Source organism: Urechidicola vernalis (genome assembly GCF_031846385.1).
GTDB classification, from domain to species: domain Bacteria; phylum Bacteroidota; class Bacteroidia; order Flavobacteriales; family Flavobacteriaceae; genus Urechidicola; species Urechidicola vernalis.
On sequence record NZ_JAVRHV010000006.1, the window covers coordinates 88,450 to 105,593 of the forward strand.

Consider the following 17,144-nt stretch of genomic DNA (forward strand, 5'->3'; position numbering starts at 1 on the left):
GTAAGCACTCGTAAAGCCTACAACAACTGGCTTCACCAACAATTACGATAAAATAACGAGGGATAAACTAAATAGAAATCACTACTTTTGTCGCGCTTTTTATGACACTCATTAAAAGGTAAATGACAAGATGACATTTTAAAATATGGAACAAAAGAAAACAGACTTTAATTCGATTATCGGATTTGTATTATTAGGAGCCATCGCCTTATGGTGGATGTACTCTAATCAACCGACTCCAGAAGAGTTAGAGCAACAAAAAACAGAACGCATTCAAGATTCTATCAATGCGATTCAAAAAGCCACTCCTGTTACAATAACCAACAAAGCTCCTGTTGAAGTGGTTTCTGATTCAATTGCAAAAGTTCAAGCACAGAATGAATTAGGAGCATTTGCGCAATCGGCAAATGTTGATGCTACAGCGACTACTGTTATTGAAAATGACTTGGTAAAATTAACCATCGCTAATAAGGGTGGGCAAATTGTTGAAGCGCATTTGAAAGAGTTTAACGAATATCACGGTGATCCAGTAAAGCTTATAAAAGAAAATAACGCTTCTTTCAATATAAACTTCGGAACTACAGATAACAGAATTTTAAACACAATAGATTTAAACTTTGAACCAACATTAACTCAAAATGGAGACAATCAAATATTGTCTATGAAGTTAAAGGTTGATAGCAATCGTTATTTAGAGTATCGCTATGAGTTAAAGCCAGACGATTACATGATTGATTTTGCAGTTCGCTCGAACGGATTAGGCAATGTAATCAATTCTTCTAATGATATAAACTTAGAATGGGATTTAACTGCTTTTAGAAACGAAAAAAGTATGCGTTCTGAAAGCATGTATTCTTGGTTTTACTATAAAGAAAAAGGCAATAAAGTTGATTATTTAAGTCAAGACGATACCGATGTTAATAACGAATTGAATTGGGTAGCCTACAAGCAACACTTCTTCACTTCTATTTTAATGACGGATACGCCATTTACTAAGGCGAACATTGTTTCAGAGAAATTGTATGAAGATGCGGATATAGATACTGTTTATACACATAAATACTCTTTAAACACTCCTTTAGAATTAAAAAGCGGTGAGTTAAATTATGCTATGAACTGGTATTATGGGCCGGTTGATTACCAATTATTAAAAACGTATGAAGGTACTCAATTAGACGAAGTTGCCGATATGGGTTGGGGTATCTTTGGTTGGATCAACAAATATGTATTTGTTTACATTTTTTCTTTCTTAGCATCCTTCAGCTTAAACTATGGATTGGTTATTATTTTAATGACAATAGCTGTGCGTATTTTAATGTCGCCACTGGTTTATAAATCTTATGTATCTAGTGCCAAAATGAAAGTTATTCGTCCAGAAATGGAGGAAATCAACAAGAAGTATCCAGGTAAAGAAAATGCAATGAAGCGCCAGCAAGAGACAATGGCCGTGCAACGTAAGGCTGGAGTTAGTATGATGTCTGGTTGTATACCTGCATTGTTACAAATGCCTGTGTTCTTTGCATTATTTAGATTCTTCCCCTCTAATCTAGAATTAAGAGGAAAGAGTTTCTTGTGGGCGGATGATTTATCTTCTTATGATAATATTTTCAATTTAGGGTTTAGCATTCCATTTTATGGAAGTCACGTTAGTTTATTCCCAATTCTCGCATCTGTTGCAATTTTCTTTTATATGAAAATGAATCAGAGTCAGCAAATGAATATGCAAGCACCTGCACAAGAAGGTATGCCAGATATGCAAAAGATGATGAAGATGATGATTTACTTCTCTCCTATTATGATGTTGTTCTTCTTCAACCAATATGCAAGTAGTTTAAGTTTGTACTATTTTGTATCTAACTTGTTAACCATTGCAATTATGTTAGTGATCAAGAACTTTGTTATTGACGAAGCAAAAATTCATGCGCAGATTGAAGAAAACAAGAAGAAACCAGAAAAGAAAAAGAGTGGTTTCCGTCAACGTTTAGATAACGCTATGAAACAAGCACAAGCACAACAAGAAGCTCAGAAAAAGGGTAAGAAATAAACCTTTAACTTTATATCAAATAAAAAATCTCAATGTTTTCACATTGAGATTTTTTTATTCTATTATTTACTTTTTAAGAATGGGTTAACTTAGTTATTACTTCTTCCAAACTAGGAAATAATTGAACTAAATCCTTCCGTTTTGGTAATTCAAAATCTTCAAAACTAAAGCCTGGTGCAACGGTACATCCTGTTAATGCAAAACTATTATCCAATACTACCTCAGCGGCAAACCAATATCGAGCAGGCACAACAAATTGAGGCACTTCATCATTAGAAATATTACGACCAATTAAACAATTTGAATATTTTCCTTCAGGTGATATCATATGCAGTCTAATTGCAGTTCCATCATAAAAATGCCAAATTTCATCCTGTTTAATTCGGTGAAACGCTGAAAAATTTTCAGATGTTAACAAGAAATAGATACATGTTGAATAATTTCTTTTCCCTTTTATACTTGCATCTAAAGAATCCTTATTAATTTCACCATTACTTCTATAAGTCTCTTTAAAATAACCACCTTCTGGGTGTTGTTTTAAATCTAATTTCTCTATTAATTTTTCTATTGAGTTCATTCTTATTTTTTGAAAAAATAAAAGTCCCTACAGAGGTATTTACTGTAAGGACTTTATAAATAATTATTTTGTAGGATTAATTTAAGAAACCAAATCCAACAGATAGGGTCAAGGTAGACAAATTATCTAAATCACCTGCAGATGTTCCATAAAGATATTTTACAGCAATGTTAAGACCAGAACCAGCATAACCAATAGGAATCATAGTTCCTATTTCTGGTTGAAATGCAAATCCAAAACTATCGTTATAAATAGATCGTAGACCAATATCATTACGACTTTCGGCATAAACGCCTCCAATTCCAGCACCTAAGAAAATCTTTCCTTTTCCAAATCCTTCCATGTAGTAATGTGAAGTAAACAAAACTGGAACTGTATTTAAATAATGTAATTGCGTTCCTGACAAATGACCGTCATAGCCTTCTACCTCAATTTCGATAGGAGGCAAATTATCTTGTTTTTCGTATAAGGTATTCCATCCCAAAGAACCTCCGATGGTCATATCTTTTTTAATAAAGTAACGTCCTTCTACAGAAACACCTCTAAAATTTACCCCACCAACAAAATCGCCCGTGTCACCCATAGCGGAAGTAATATCCCAATTAATTGCCCAATAAGATTCCTGAGCATTGCTAAAACTAAATGCCCCTATTACGAAAAGCATCACTATATATATTTTTTTCATAAATTTTTTTTATTAATTTAAGTAAGGAGATTGAGCGAATGCATCGTCAATACTTTCAATTGTTCTAGTACTGTTTGTGTTTTCATTTGAAGACAATAATCCTCTCATAAATGCTCTCCAAGACGGATCTCCATCAGTGCCATTGGCAATTTCTTTCATATCTAATATCACAGTACCAACATCATAAGAACTAACACTAACAATTGGAGGATAACACCACCAATACCACCATCCTGGTAAACAAGGAGGGTAAACTACACTCGCAGAAGTTTTGTTTCTTAGAACAATAGACGGAACTATTGTTGCTTCTACACCTGGAATTGGATCATTTGCTGTAATAACTTCTACTGCTCCATTACTTGGCGTAGGAACTGGTTGCGCAGTATTACTATAGATATAAACATTATCTACGCCATAAATTGCAACCAAATTATGTAAGGTAGTGTTTAAAATTTCATCGTCAATTTGACCACCATACGGGATGTCATCTCCATCACCAGCGGTAATTTGCCCTACTTTCCAATAAATCATTGCTGAATTTGGAGGAGTCTCGAAGTCACTTGCAGTATACAGTGTTGTAACCGTATCTAGATCTTTAATACTTACATCGTCACCAGGATAGCACGCCTTTAAGAAAGTTAGCATACTCAATACGAGTATACTATTTAATATTATTTTTTTCATAAAACATTTAATTAATTCATATCAAATGTAATATCAAAAAAAAGGAATAACAACGAAATTAACATTTAAAATCCCTCCTTATTTTGAGAAAAATTGAGATTTTAAAAAGCCTAAACCATAGCCCAAAAATTGCGTGTAAGTAGTAATTACACTATAAACTGCCACCTTTATTCTTTTATTGTAGATAAAAGAATCTAAAAAGATTAAAAAGAAATAGCAACATACAGGAATGACAAAATCTACGTGAACAAATATTGCTAATAAAATTGCAATATCCACCCCAATAATAAAAAGACTAGGAAACCAATATGTAATTTTGGATGTTCCAGGATACTTCTTATTTAAAATTGGTCTTGCCGTTCCAAAATTAAATGTTTGTTGGTAAAACTGCTTAATTGTGCTTCGTCTTTTATGATACACAAAGGCATCTTCAATCAATTGTGTTTCGAATCCATTATTCCAAAGTCTAAAAGACAAATCTATATCCTCTCCATATTTCATTTCGGAATAACCTTTAGTTATTTCGAACGCTTTCCTAGAAAGCCCCATATTAAAACTACGTGGCTGAAATTTTCCAACCCCTTTCTTTTTGCCCCTAATACCACCAGTTGTTATAACCGAAGTCATAGAATAGTTTATGGCTTTTTGCAATGGCGTAAACGAATGATGTGCAGCATCTGGACCACCATAAGCATCTGTAAAATTAGAATAGAGTTGCTCAGAGACAACGCTTAAATAATCTTCAGGCAATAAGACATCTGAATCTAAAATGATAAAATAATTTCCAGAAGCTTTTTGCATACCAAAATTTCGACTTTGCCCTGCTCCAGAATTCTCTTTGAAATAATAATGAAGATTCATACTGTCTTTAAATCTTTCACAAACAGAATCGCATTTATTCTTTGATCCATCTTCAACAACAATCACTTCAAAATTCTCTTTGCAAGACTGCAATGAAATACTCTGCAATAACTCTTCAATTTCTTGAGGGCGATTAAATACGGGAATGATTATTGAGAAGTTCAGATTCATTTGAAGCAAATATAATCAAGTTACAACTTAATTGAAATTACGAAAAAAAATAAAGGGACAAAAAAACGCCTAGATTTCTCTAGACGTATTCTTTTAATACTTTTTATTATGCTATTCAAACTTTGTATCTAAATTTATATAATCTAAAAACTCGGCTTTCACATCTTTGTTCTTAAACTTACCTCCAAACTCTGAAGTTACTGTACTACTGTCAATATCTCTAACACCTCTAGAATTTACGCATAAATGCTTTGCATCGATAACACATGCAACATCTTCGGTACCCAGCGCTTCTTGCAGAGCTTGCACAACTTGCATTGTTAAACGCTCTTGCACTTGAGGCCTTTTTGCATAATGATCTACAATTCTATTCATTTTTGAAAGACCAATTACGTTTCCACTAGAAATATACGCAACATGCGCTCTTCCAATAATAGGCAATAAATGATGTTCACATGTAGAATAGACTACAATGTTTTTTTCAACCAACATTTCACCATACTTATAGTTGTTATCGAATGTCGATAAATGTGGTTTGTTTTTAGGATCTAACCCTGAAAAAAGTTCATTTACAAAAGCTTTGGCAACTCTTTTTGGTGTTCCTTTTAGACTATCGTCTTCAAGGTCCATACCAAGCGTAGTTAAAATTTCACGCACATTCTCTTGAATTTTCTCAATTTTCTCAGCATCAGAAATGTCGAATGCATCGACTCTTAATGGAGTCGTTGCAGAAGAACCAACGTGGTCGTCGCCTCTATCTTCAATATTTTCTTTACTCATTCCGTTCTTAAGTTCAAACATGGTCTCGTTTATTAGGCGGCAAATTTACAAATTATTTAAGCGTTTCAATCATTTCGCTTAAATTACATGAAACCTGATCACCAGTATTCATATTTTTAAGGGTAAATAACTCATTTTCAATGTCAGTAACCGTAAATTCGATTCCTCTAGTTGTAGCGTATTTCCACTGTTTCTTTTGTTGCTTGTTACTACTCGCAACATCTGGATATACCTCGCATTTTATATTACTGCTTCTCAATGCCTTTAGCGCTTTTAAAACAGTGATTTGTTGTTCGTTATTATAATTTAAAAACAATACTTTCGGCTGTGGTAAATCCACTGTTTCAAACAAATTCAACTCTTCTAAAACCAAATAAATTCTATCCAATCCAAAAGAGATTCCAACACCACTAACATCTTTCAAACCAAAAATCCCAGTTAAATCATCATAGCGGCCTCCGCCACCTATTGAACCCATTTTTACACCTTTTGGCGCTGATACTTCAAAAATGGCTCCTGTGTAATAATTCAATCCTCTAGCCAAGGTTACGTCAATCTCCAATTCTGCCGATTCCAAGCCTAATTCTTCAATAGAATCAACTACAAATTCGAGGTCTGAAACACCGTTCAAGCCTTCGTCGGAAGCAGCCAACATTCCTTTCAATTCCGCTAATTTTTCTTTATTAGAACCATTAAAACTGAACAAAGGTTTCACTTTTTCAATTGCCTTCTCGGTTATTCCTTTTTCCAACATTTCTTTAACAACGCCTTCCTCTCCAATCTTATCAAGTTTATCTAAAGCAACGGTAAAATTGATTAATTTATCTGATGCTCCTATAATCTCTGCAATACCAGAAAGTATCTTTCGATTGTTCATTTTAATCATAGTTCCGGTTAATTTCAATTTTGAAAATACCGCATCGTATAACTGAACAAATTCTACTTCTTGCAATAAGCTTTTACTTCCAACCACATCTGCATCACACTGATAAAACTCTCTAAATCTTCCTTTTTGAGGTCTATCTGCACGCCATACCGGCTGCATTTGGTAACGCTTAAACGGAAATGAAATTTCGTTTTGGTGCTGCACTACATAACGTGCAAACGGCACTGTTAAATCGTAACGCAATGCTTTCTCAGAAATTTGTGATGTCAATTTTTGACTCTCTTTATTCCCCAATAAATTTGCATCCGCCTTTCTAAGGTAATCACCTGAATTTAAAATTTTAAAGATCAGCCGATCTCCTTCTTCACCATATTTACCCATTAAAGTAGAGGAATTCTCAAAACTTGGAGTTTCTATAGGTTGAAATCCGAAGTTCTCGAATACCTTCTGAATCGTACTAAAAATGTACTTTCTTTTGGCAACTTCATTTGGAGAAAAATCTCTGGTTCCTTTTGGGATGCTTGGCTTCATTTTAAAATGCGTTTATTCGACTGCAAATATCCGAAAAAATTACATGCCAATAAACAGGAATTTCTTCTTCATTTCTACATGTCAGTAATTAATGGCTATATTGCCAACCGTTATCTAATTACATGCGTACCATAACCCTAATTTTCTTATTATTTGTTCACTGGTGTTTTTCTCAATCTATTGAGACCATTGATCATCACGGTGCAAAGATATCTATGGAACATCTTTTACAACAATACATCCAGATAAATTCTGTAAGTGGTGAAGAAAAAGAAGCTGGAGATTTTTTAAAAAAAATATGTAAAGAGAATGGCTTGCACATTTCGGATTTTGGTAATACCAATGGTAATTACAATTTTGCTGCATCCGTTTACCCCTTAAATTCAAACAAACCAAACATCGTTTTTCTACATCATTTAGACGTTGTCCCTGAAACAGGATCTAATAATTCTGTTTACCCAGGCCAAATTAAAGATGATAAAATATTTGGCCGCGGAGCAATTGATAACAAAGGGGTGGGATTAATGCAATTATTTAGCATCATTCATTCGGCAAAATCACATTTTGATAATGAACAAAATTATAACGTAACTTTTTTAGCCGTTTCTTGTGAAGAAACGCAATGTGAAGGGGGTGTCTCTTATGTAATTGACAATCATCTAAACGAATTAAATCCTGCAGTAATTATTGGTGAAGGCCCTTCTGAATTAACAGCCATAATTGGGGGTGAGTTTAAAAATCCAATTTTTGGGATTTCGGTTGCGCATAAACGTCCGTTCTGGTTAAAATTAGAATTGGAAGTGGAAACAATAGGTCATGGATCAATCACTCCAATTTCATATGCAAATAAAGATATGGTAGAAGCGCTGGATAAACTTACCAAAAAAAAGTCTAAAATTTATTTTACAGATTTAAATACAGGGATCTTAAAAGCCTTAGGTTATCACAAAAAAGGCTTTGAAAAACTAGCATTGACTAATCCTAATTTATTTAAATCTCTTTTATTTCCGAAATTAAGAAAACAACCAGAGTTACTCGCTTTGTTTACAAATACTATTACCCTTACTAATATTTCATCTAACAACGAGATTCACAATATAATTCCAACAAAAACCATCGCTTTTTTAGATTGTAGATTGTTACCTGAAACAGATGAAAAAGAGTTCTTAAAAATGATAAAAAAACTATTAGACAATGACGATATCAAAATTACGGTTGTAAAAAACATGCCAAGAATAATACCATCAGATCCTGATTCTCAGTATTTCAAAAAATACAAAGAAGCTATTAAGCATTACAATCCAACATCAGAGATTATTCCCATATTAGTTCCAAACGTAAACGACTTAGGTGCTTTCCGAGCCAAAGGGATTTCTTCTTATGGCAGTATACCTGTTCATCTAACCAGACATGAATTAGAGAGCATACATAACTTAAATGAACACATTTCAATTCCGTTGTTGTACGATGGTGCGAAGACTTATCTAAACTTTATTGAAAAAATGCAAGGAAATTAATTCAACAATAACTCTCGTGCATTGTGTAAATCTTCTGGCGTATCTATTCCAATGGGTTGCTTATCGGTTAGGACCATTTTAATGGTGTATCCGTTTGCTAAAAAACGTAACTGTTCTAATTTCTCCGTTTGTTCTAAAACATGCATTGGCAACTGTGTACAATCTAATAAAGCCTGTTTTCTAAACGCATAAATTCCGATATGCTTGAAATAAGATGCATGTGAATTGTCTCTTGGAAATGGAATCGGAGCTCTACTAAAATAGAGAGCTACCTCATTAAGACCAGTAACTACTTTAACATTATTTGGGTTGTTAACTTCTTGTTCAGACGAAATCCGAAACATTAAAGACGCAATGTCAATCTCTTTTTCAGAATCCGTTTTAAAAACAGTTAATAAATTTTCTAAAGAGGTTTTATCAATAAATGGTTCATCTCCTTGGACATTTACAACAATATCTGCATCAATCAATTCAATGGCTTCTGCAATTCTATCGCTACCAGATTCGTGTTCCTTTTTACTCAAAATAGCTTTACCCCCATTCGATACTATTTCATCGAATATTATTTCGCTATCGGTTACCACATAAACCTCATTAAACAAATCCGTATTTACAGCGGCCCTATAGGTTCTTACAATAACAGACATTCCTCCCAAATCCTGCATTAGTTTTTTAGGAAACCTAGTTGCTTCCAATCTTGCAGGAATCATTGCTACTATTTTCATTTGATATCTCTTTTCGTTTTCTGCTTAAGTCTATTCATAGAGGCATTTAACTCGAATCCAAGCAATAAAATGACTGAATTTAGCCAAACAAATAACATTAATATTAATAGCGTTCCTATGGAACCATATAGTTTGTTGTATTGTGCAAAACTCTCAACATAAATTCCGAATAGATAAAACATCAAAAGTGTTAATAATGTTGTGAGCACTGCTCCAGTTGAAAAGTAAGATCGCTTCTTCAATCCTTTAGTTCCAAAATTATACAAAATGGTAACTGAAGTATAAATCATAGATGTAAGAAATAGAATGCGTCCTACCCTTATCCAGATATCATCATTCTGCACCCATCCATGTTCTTCCATATCCCCCATTCCAAGTTCAAAATAAATCATAGCGGCAATGGTTAACAAAAACAAAAAAGAAAGGACTATAGACACGCCTAGTGCCACTAAATATTGCCTCCAAATATTTCTAGTTATTCTAACGTGATAGGAATACTCAAACCCTCCAAAAATAGCATTAACTCCATTTGTCATTAAGAAAATAGACGCTAAAAATCCAAATGACAACAATCCACTGTATTGATTACTGGTAATATCTACTGCAATATCATTTATCACCATTTCTACAGATTCTGAGGTTGTTGGTGGTAATAATTCTTGTAAAACAAGCAAGAATCCCTCTTCAAAACCTTCTATTCTACCAGCAAAAATTGGCAACAAGGTCAAAATAAATAGTAAAAAGGGAAATAAGGCCATAAAAAAACTGAAGGCAATTGCACCCGCTCTAGAAGTTAAGGCTCCTTTTACAATGCCAATTATGTACATTTCTAACAAATCATACAAAGACATACCAAGCAGACCAGGAATTTTAACCTTTTTACCCAGCTTAACCAACACATCAAGTATCGGTACTTTTAATAATTTATCTTCAATTTGTTTGGTCATTTTAAAATGCCTTTAGACTCAAATCCATATTATGGACTGAATGCGTTATTGCACCGGTTGATATATAATCAACACCACATTCGGCATACTTCCGAATTGTTTGTTCGTTTATACCTCCACTTGATTCTGTTTGGCAAAAATCTCCAATTAAGTCAACCGCCTTTTTGGTATCATCAAAATTAAAGTTGTCAATTAATATTCTATGCACCCCTCTATTTATAATTATTTCTTTAATCTCTTCTATATTTCTAGCTTCAACAATAATTTTTAAATCGAGATGATTCTCACTTAAGTACGCGTTGGTCTTTTCAATAGCCTTTGAAATACCACCTGCAAAATCTATATGATTGTCTTTTAACATAATCATATCGTACAAAGCAAATCTATGGTTTACTCCTCCCCCGATCTTAACAGCCCACTTCTCAATGGCTCTAATACCGGGTGTGGTTTTTCTAGTATCCAAAATTTTAGTACTAGTTCCGGTAACTAACCCTACAAAATAATTTGTCTTTGTAGCAATAGCACTCATACGTTGCATTGCATTCAGCACCAGTCGTTCTGCTTTTAAAATAGATTGAGAATTTCCAGAAACATGCAAAACTATATCGCCAACCTTCACTTTTTCTCCATCTTCTATAAAAATTTCAACTTGAAGCGTTGTATCCACAAATTTGAAAATCATTTTTGCAAATTCTACACCTGCAATAATTCCATCTTCTTTAACCAACAATTTGGCCCTACCCTGTTCTAATTCTGGTATACAAGATAAAGAACTATGATCCCCTGCTCCAACATCTTCACGAATTCCGTTGGCTATAATTAGGTTTAACTCCTTATTAAATTTTGCTTTACTAATCATGGTACATTTTTTGCTTAAACAAAAATATCAAATTAATCTTCATCAAAAGAATGTTTGAAAATTATTTCTATATTTGAAAATATTGCCATGAAAACAAAACACACGCTTCTTGCACTTGCCTTTATTCTTATGGGTTCTATTCTTTCTTTCGGACAAACAACATCTAAAAAAGACAGCATTACTAAAGATAGTTCAGCAGTAAAGGTTAAAAAGGTTACCAAACCAAAAAAGAGAAGTTTTTATTTAGACGAAAAGTCTAAGGGCATCACAGAGAGAAATTTTAATACTAAATGTTCTGCTGCTGTTTTCTATTGCAAACGATTTGATAGAGAAGATATGATTATTTTTAAAGTATACGAGCGTATTTCTTTTGGAAAAATCACCCCTAAGCAATATAATCAACTTAGAATTTACTTAAATAGAAAATCGATTAAACAGACACCTGAAAATCATAAAATTTTAATTCATTACGAAAATCAATTGGTTGGCTTTAAAGAAAGTGTTGAGAGCTGCAACCTATACAATGGAAAAAGTTTAAAGGAAAATTTCGACTCTTTTAACAAACAGGCAAAAGCAAATGGAGAATATCCATTTGAGTCTATTAAAGAATTTCAACGATATGTAAGGAATCATCGATTAGAGTTTCATGATGAAGAAAAGTACAACCAAGAAGTTGCAACATATGCAAAACAACAAAACAATTGTATTAAAAGAATAGAAACTAAATTTGAGACACCTGTTTATTATATGGTAGGTGACAATTTTAATTACCCCATAAAAAACGAATATTTTACTTGGGTTGTCGATCAAAATGTTGTTAAAAATACATTTATGAAAGCCAATCCTGATGCCGATTTAATTGTTATAAAGCCTAACGGAGAATATTTTATTAAAAGTGATTTTTTACCTGATTTTGTACTAAATAAATTATTAAAAAAAGAGAACTGGAAACAATATAAAAGCGATTGGGTAAGTTCTAAATTAACGCAACACCCATTCGGAGTAGGAATTGTTGAAGACATTGTAAGACCTTATGAATTTTACACTTCTAATTGCTACTAATGAAAATAAAACTTTTAGCCATTGGAAAAACAGATGATGCACAATTACAAAAGTTAATTGAGACCTATCAAAATAGGTTAAAGCACTATGTTAAATTTGAATTACAAATAATTCCAGATATAAAAAACGTAAAGAATCTTTCTGAAAAACAGCAAAAAGAAAAGGAAGGAGAATTGCTATTAAAACAATTGGCGTCCACCGATCAATTAATACTTTTAGACGAAAAAGGAAAAGATTTTAGATCTAAAGAATTCGCACAATACTTACAAAAGAAAATGAATTCCGGTATTAAGCAACTTGTTTTTGTAATTGGTGGCCCCTACGGATTTTCTGAAACTGTTTACAAAAAAGCACAAGGAAAAGTTTCCATTTCTAAAATGACATTTTCACATCAAATGATTCGATTATTTGTAGTTGAACAAATCTATAGAGGGTTTACTATTTTAAAAAACGAACCATATCATCATGAATAGGCCAGTTCTTTTTTTGGTTCATTTACAAGTACTAATGCCTGTTGTAAATCCCAAATAATATCTTGAGCATCTTCAACACCAATAGAGATACGCACAGTATTTTCTGAAATTTCCATTTTTGCCTTTTCCTCAGGACTAATTCCGGCATGTGTCATCGTTCCCGGATGCTGAGCTAAACTTTCTGTCCCTCCTAAACTAACCGCAAGTTTCACCAATTTTAGTCCATTCAAAAATTCAAATGCTTGCTGTTCTCCACCTTTCACATTTACCGTAATCATAGCACCTGGTGCACTACATTGCTTTTTATAAATTTTGTATTGCGAAGTTCCTTCTTCTAACAAGCCTAAATAATTTACACGCTCTATCTTATCATGTTCATTTAAAAATGAGGCAACTTTTTGAGCATTATTTGTTTGCTGTGTCATTCTAACTTTTAACGTTTCTAGGCTCCTTAATAACAACCATGCCGTATTTGGGCTAATCATATTTCCTAAAAAAGTTCGCAATACTTTAATTCTACTCATTACTTCTTTACTTCCTAACACAGCGCCAGCAATTAAATCACTATGCCCTCCAATGTATTTAGTTGCAGAATACAAAACCAAATCTGCTCCAAACTCCAATGGATGTTGCCATATTGGCCCCATATAAGTATTGTCTACTGCCGTTAACACCTTTCTATCAGAAGCACTAAAATATTCAGACAACTCAGCAACTCCTTCTATATCAACCAGAGCATTGGTCGGATTTGCAGGCGTTTCTAAATAAATCATTGCCAATTTATCAGCTTTACCAGATTCTGCAATAGCAGTTTTAATATCATTGATTGTTTGATTGGGCTCAATACCTAATACATCAACTCCGATACTTGGTAAAAAATGATTGATAAAATGGTCGGTACCACCATATAGTGGACTTGTAAACACTAATAAATCTCCTGGTTTTAAAAACTCCAATAAAACAGTAGATATCGCAGACATTCCACTTTCAAACACTGCACAATCCTCTGCCTTGTCCCAAAGACATAACCTATTCTCTAAAATTTCTAAATTCGGATTGTTAATTCGACTATAGATCAGTCCTAATTCTTCTTTTGGCTTTTTATCTCTTAAACCATAAGCAATTTCAAAAAAGGCCTTTCCTTCTTCTGCTGTTTTAAACACAAAGGTTGAAGTTTGAAATATTGGACATTTAATAGCTCCTTCGGATAATTCAGGTTTATATCCGTGTGTCATCATTAAACTTTCCGGCTGAAATTCGTGTGGCTTCATAAGAGTTGTTTTATTTAACAAAGTTAACTTAAATAGATATATACTCTACGTTGATAAACTTTTTTGGATTATTAATCTTTTAAATGTAATTTTACAGAATTAAAGTCTAATTATTGACTCAAATCACCTTTAAATAAGAATAATAATCTACCTATGTTAGACAACACAGACAAATCGCTTTTGGTTTTACTTCAAAAAAATGCAAAATATACCATTAAAGAATTGGCCGCAAAACTAAACCTTACCGCTACCCCAATATTTGAACGCATAAAAAGATTAGAAAATGAAGGTTATATTCAAAACTACAAGGCCGTTGTAGATCGCAAAAAAATTGGTTTATCTTTAATTACTTTTTGCAACGTTTCTTTAAAAAATCATGAAACTACGATGATTGCTAAATTTGAGAAAGACATCGTTCAATTTAGTGAAGTTATAGAATGCTATCATATTGCTGGTATGTACGATTATTTAATTAAAGTAATGGTTAAAGACATGGACGAATACCAAGAGTTCGTGGCAAAAAAACTAGCCTCTTTAGAAAATTTAGGCCAAGTGCAAAGTTCCTTCGTTATGACAGAGGTCAAAACAAACGCAAGTCTTCCGGTTGAATAAAATAAATAGTACTTTTGTTTTGTAAAACAACTCGGAATAAATGAAAATTGTATTTGCTACAAACAACTTAAATAAATTACAAGAAGTTCAGGATTTACTGCCATTTTTTAATGTAGTAGGTTTAAAGGATATCGGGTGTGAAGAAGATATCCCGGAAACTGGTGACACTCTTGAAGAAAATGCAAAAATAAAAGCCAATTTCGTAAAAGAAAAGTTTGGTTTTAATTGTATTTCTGATGATACAGGATTGGAAGTAGAAGCGCTTAATGGTGAACCGGGAGTGCATACTGCTCGCTACTCAGGTGACTCAAGAGACCCGAATAAAAACATGGACAAACTTCTTAATGAATTAGAAGGAGAATCGAACAGAAAGGCACAATTTAGAACTGCAATTGCATTGGTTTTAGATGACGAGCAATTTGTTTTTGAAGGCGTTTGTAAAGGAGAAATTACAAAGGAGAAACAAGGTGAGAAAGGTTTTGGCTACGACCCGATTTTTAAACCAGAAGGCTCTTATGAGACTTTTGCAGAAATGGATATTGATGAAAAAGGCCGTATATCACATAGAGGAATTGCCATTCAAAAACTTATTATATTTTTAGAAACCATTCGATATTGAAATTGCAGAAATCATATCTGCTTTTCATTAGTTTACTTTTTGTACTCTTAGTTTTAGTTTGGTTTTTAAACATCAATTTAGGCTCTGTTTCCATACCTTTTAGTGACGTTATTTCTTCGATTTTTGAAGGTAAAGCTTCAAAAGAATCTTGGCATACAATTATTGTAAATTTTAGAATTCCAAAAGCCATAACTGCAGTGCTAGTTGGCTCAGGATTATCGATTAGCGGATTATTAATGCAAACTTTATTTAGGAACCCTCTAGCCGGTCCCTTTGTACTGGGAATTAGTTCAGGAGCAAGTTTGGGAGTAGCACTTCTAATTTTAGGAAGTTCATTATTAGGAGGGATTGCTGTAGGTTATTTATCCACATTCGGATTAGCTATTGCAGCAAGTTTAGGCTCTTTTATTGTGATGTCAGCAGTCCTTATTGTAGCCAATCGAGTACGAAACACGATGTCAATTCTTATCATCGGATTAATGTTTGGAAGTATAACTGCTGCTATTATTAGCGTACTCTCTTATTTTAGCAACCCTGAAAAATTACAGCAATTTATCTTTTGGGGCTTTGGTAGTTTAGGTAATTTAAGTTGGAATGAACTTGGGGTGTTTTCAACTTTATTTTTTATCAGTTTAAGCCTCATCGTTTTTATTCTAAAGCCGCTAAATAGTTTGTTACTCGGTGAAAATTATGCTAATAGTATTGGTGTAAACATTAAAAGAACCCGAAATTTAATTTTGATCATAACTTGTTTACTGACTGGAGTAATTACAGCTTTTTCTGGACCAATTGCATTTGTAGGTCTAGCGGTTCCTCATATTGCACGTTTACTATTTAACACCTCTAATCATAAAATTTTGATACCTGCTTCTGCCATATTAGGGGCTGTTTTAATGCTGTTTGCTGATATATTTGCGCAATTACCTTCAAGCGAATACACGCTTCCAATAAACGCAATTACATCAATTTTTGGTGCCCCAATTGTTATATGGCTTTTAGTACGAAAAAAGAATATATATTTATAAATTGACTGAAATAAACCAACATATTGCATTAGAAACAACCAATCTTTCAATTGGATACCCCTCAAAGAAAAATGTGCAAACAATTCTTCAAAATTTAAATTTAACTTTTGAAAAAGGAAGTTTCACTTGTATTTTGGGTAAAAATGGGGCTGGTAAATCCACTTTGCTTAGAACAATAGCGAAAATTCAACCTCCCTTAAACGGTACTATAATTTTAGACAATAAGAATTTAGAAAATTATTCTACAACAGAATTTTCAAAAAAAATTAGTTTGGTATTGACTGAAAAGTTACCAGAAAGTAATTTAACCGTATTCGAGTTGATTGCCTTAGGAAGACAGCCATATACTAATTGGGTGGACAAATTAAGAATAGAGGATGAGAACCAGATTAAAAAAGCAATGGAACTTACTCAAATCTCACAATTGTCATCTAAAAAATCCTATGAATTAAGCGATGGACAATTTCAACGTGTTTTAATTGCTAGAGCTCTTGCACAAGATACCGATATTATAATTTTTGATGAACCAACTGCGCATTTAGATATTCATCATACCCTCGAAACATTCAAACTTCTTCAAAGCCTGTCTGAAAATGAAGGGAAAACAATCATCGTTACTACTCACCAAATTCAATTGGCAATTCAATCTGCAAAACAATTATTTCTGATTTCTAATGAAGAGATTATTCATGGAACACCAAAGGAATTAATCGCTACTAAGAGTATTGAAAAATTATTCGAAACCGATGCCGTGCAATTCGATTACATTAAAGAACAATTTATTTTAAAAAGATAATTTAAGGGGTTCTTGTGTT

At 33.1% G+C, this 17,144-nt stretch carries 18 protein-coding genes; 8 read left to right on the forward strand and 10 right to left on the reverse strand.

What is annotated here, in order from left to right:
- Window positions 1-145 precede the first annotated feature (145 nt).
- Window positions 146-2,044, forward strand: coding sequence for a membrane protein insertase YidC (yidC, locus tag RM519_RS11440; protein WP_311593948.1), 1,899 nt, complete (start codon window positions 146-148; stop codon window positions 2,042-2,044).
- 73 nt (window positions 2,045-2,117) lie between these two features.
- Here yidC and RM519_RS11445 read toward each other — a convergent pair whose 3' ends face one another.
- The 6 genes from RM519_RS11445 to hisS form a co-directional block, all read right to left on the reverse strand.
- On the reverse strand, window positions 2,118-2,621 hold the full coding sequence (locus tag RM519_RS11445; RefSeq protein WP_311593949.1) for a cupin domain-containing protein: 504 nt from the start codon (window positions 2,619-2,621) through the stop codon (window positions 2,118-2,120).
- Between the two features lie 76 nt (window positions 2,622-2,697).
- Entirely contained in the window at window positions 2,698-3,306 is a 609-nt protein-coding gene (locus RM519_RS11450; protein WP_311593950.1) for a hypothetical protein, read from the reverse strand.
- A gap of 12 nt (window positions 3,307-3,318) precedes the next feature.
- Window positions 3,319-3,990 (reverse strand): DUF4136 domain-containing protein, encoded by a 672-nt coding sequence (locus tag RM519_RS11455; protein ID WP_311593951.1) that lies wholly within the window; start codon window positions 3,988-3,990, stop codon window positions 3,319-3,321.
- A 78-nt stretch (window positions 3,991-4,068) separates the two neighbouring features.
- Window positions 4,069-5,022, reverse strand: a complete 954-nt coding sequence (locus tag RM519_RS11460; protein WP_311593952.1) for a glycosyltransferase family 2 protein — start codon at window positions 5,020-5,022, stop codon at window positions 4,069-4,071.
- Window positions 5,023-5,133: 111 nt separating this feature from the next.
- On the reverse strand, window positions 5,134-5,823 hold the full coding sequence (folE, locus tag RM519_RS11465; RefSeq protein ID WP_311593953.1) for a GTP cyclohydrolase I FolE: 690 nt from the start codon (window positions 5,821-5,823) through the stop codon (window positions 5,134-5,136).
- Between the two features lie 31 nt (window positions 5,824-5,854).
- Window positions 5,855-7,219: a histidine--tRNA ligase gene (hisS, locus tag RM519_RS11470; protein ID WP_311593954.1), complete on the reverse strand. Its 1,365-nt coding sequence runs from the start codon at window positions 7,217-7,219 to the stop codon at window positions 5,855-5,857.
- Window positions 7,220-7,341: 122 nt separating this feature from the next.
- On the opposite strand from hisS, the gene RM519_RS11475 reads away from it, so the two are divergent.
- Window positions 7,342-8,736, forward strand: coding sequence for a M20/M25/M40 family metallo-hydrolase (locus RM519_RS11475; RefSeq protein ID WP_311593955.1), 1,395 nt, complete (start codon window positions 7,342-7,344; stop codon window positions 8,734-8,736).
- Here the strand turns inward: RM519_RS11475 and kdsB are convergent.
- Genes kdsB through nadC form a run of 3 tightly spaced genes read right to left on the reverse strand, consistent with a single transcriptional unit; the run spans window position 8,733 to window position 11,267 of the window.
- On the reverse strand, window positions 8,733-9,461 hold the full coding sequence (kdsB, locus tag RM519_RS11480; protein WP_311593956.1) for a 3-deoxy-manno-octulosonate cytidylyltransferase: 729 nt from the start codon (window positions 9,459-9,461) through the stop codon (window positions 8,733-8,735). The two genes, RM519_RS11475 and kdsB, sit on opposite strands and share 4 nt — an antisense overlap.
- Window positions 9,458-10,408 (reverse strand): YihY/virulence factor BrkB family protein, encoded by a 951-nt coding sequence (locus tag RM519_RS11485; RefSeq protein WP_311593957.1) that lies wholly within the window; start codon window positions 10,406-10,408, stop codon window positions 9,458-9,460. The genes kdsB and RM519_RS11485 overlap by 4 nt, the downstream gene beginning before the upstream one ends.
- Before the next feature lies 1 nt (window position 10,409).
- Window positions 10,410-11,267 (reverse strand): carboxylating nicotinate-nucleotide diphosphorylase, encoded by an 858-nt coding sequence (gene nadC, locus RM519_RS11490; protein ID WP_311593958.1) that lies wholly within the window; start codon window positions 11,265-11,267, stop codon window positions 10,410-10,412.
- 87 nt (window positions 11,268-11,354) lie between these two features.
- On the opposite strand from nadC, the gene RM519_RS11495 reads away from it, so the two are divergent.
- Together RM519_RS11495 and rlmH are read left to right on the forward strand one after the other, a co-directional pair.
- Window positions 11,355-12,329 (forward strand): hypothetical protein, encoded by a 975-nt coding sequence (locus RM519_RS11495; protein ID WP_311593959.1) that lies wholly within the window; start codon window positions 11,355-11,357, stop codon window positions 12,327-12,329.
- Window positions 12,329-12,802 (forward strand): 23S rRNA (pseudouridine(1915)-N(3))-methyltransferase RlmH, encoded by a 474-nt coding sequence (gene rlmH / locus RM519_RS11500; protein WP_311593960.1) that lies wholly within the window; start codon window positions 12,329-12,331, stop codon window positions 12,800-12,802. The genes RM519_RS11495 and rlmH overlap by 1 nt, the downstream gene beginning before the upstream one ends.
- Here rlmH and RM519_RS11505 read toward each other — a convergent pair.
- Entirely contained in the window at window positions 12,793-14,073 is a 1,281-nt protein-coding gene (locus tag RM519_RS11505) for a cystathionine gamma-synthase family protein (RefSeq protein ID WP_311593961.1), read from the reverse strand. The genes rlmH and RM519_RS11505 overlap by 10 nt on opposite strands.
- A 153-nt stretch (window positions 14,074-14,226) precedes the next feature.
- Here RM519_RS11505 and RM519_RS11510 point away from each other — a divergent pair, with 153 nt between their 5' ends.
- From RM519_RS11510 to RM519_RS11525, 4 genes are read left to right on the forward strand one after another with little or no spacing between them, the layout of a single operon-like run.
- A complete protein-coding gene (locus RM519_RS11510) occupies window positions 14,227-14,685 on the forward strand; it encodes an Lrp/AsnC family transcriptional regulator (protein WP_311593962.1) in 459 nt (152 codons plus the stop codon).
- A gap of 40 nt (window positions 14,686-14,725) precedes the next feature.
- Complete coding sequence (locus tag RM519_RS11515; RefSeq protein WP_311593963.1) at window positions 14,726-15,304, forward strand: non-canonical purine NTP diphosphatase; 579 nt, start codon at window positions 14,726-14,728, stop codon at window positions 15,302-15,304.
- A complete protein-coding gene (locus tag RM519_RS11520) occupies window positions 15,301-16,329 on the forward strand; it encodes a FecCD family ABC transporter permease (RefSeq protein WP_311593964.1) in 1,029 nt (342 codons plus the stop codon). The genes RM519_RS11515 and RM519_RS11520 overlap by 4 nt, the downstream gene beginning before the upstream one ends.
- Before the next feature lies 1 nt (window position 16,330).
- Window positions 16,331-17,125, forward strand: coding sequence for an ABC transporter ATP-binding protein (locus tag RM519_RS11525; RefSeq protein ID WP_311593965.1), 795 nt, complete (start codon window positions 16,331-16,333; stop codon window positions 17,123-17,125).
- Window positions 17,126-17,144: the final 19 nt, after the last annotated feature.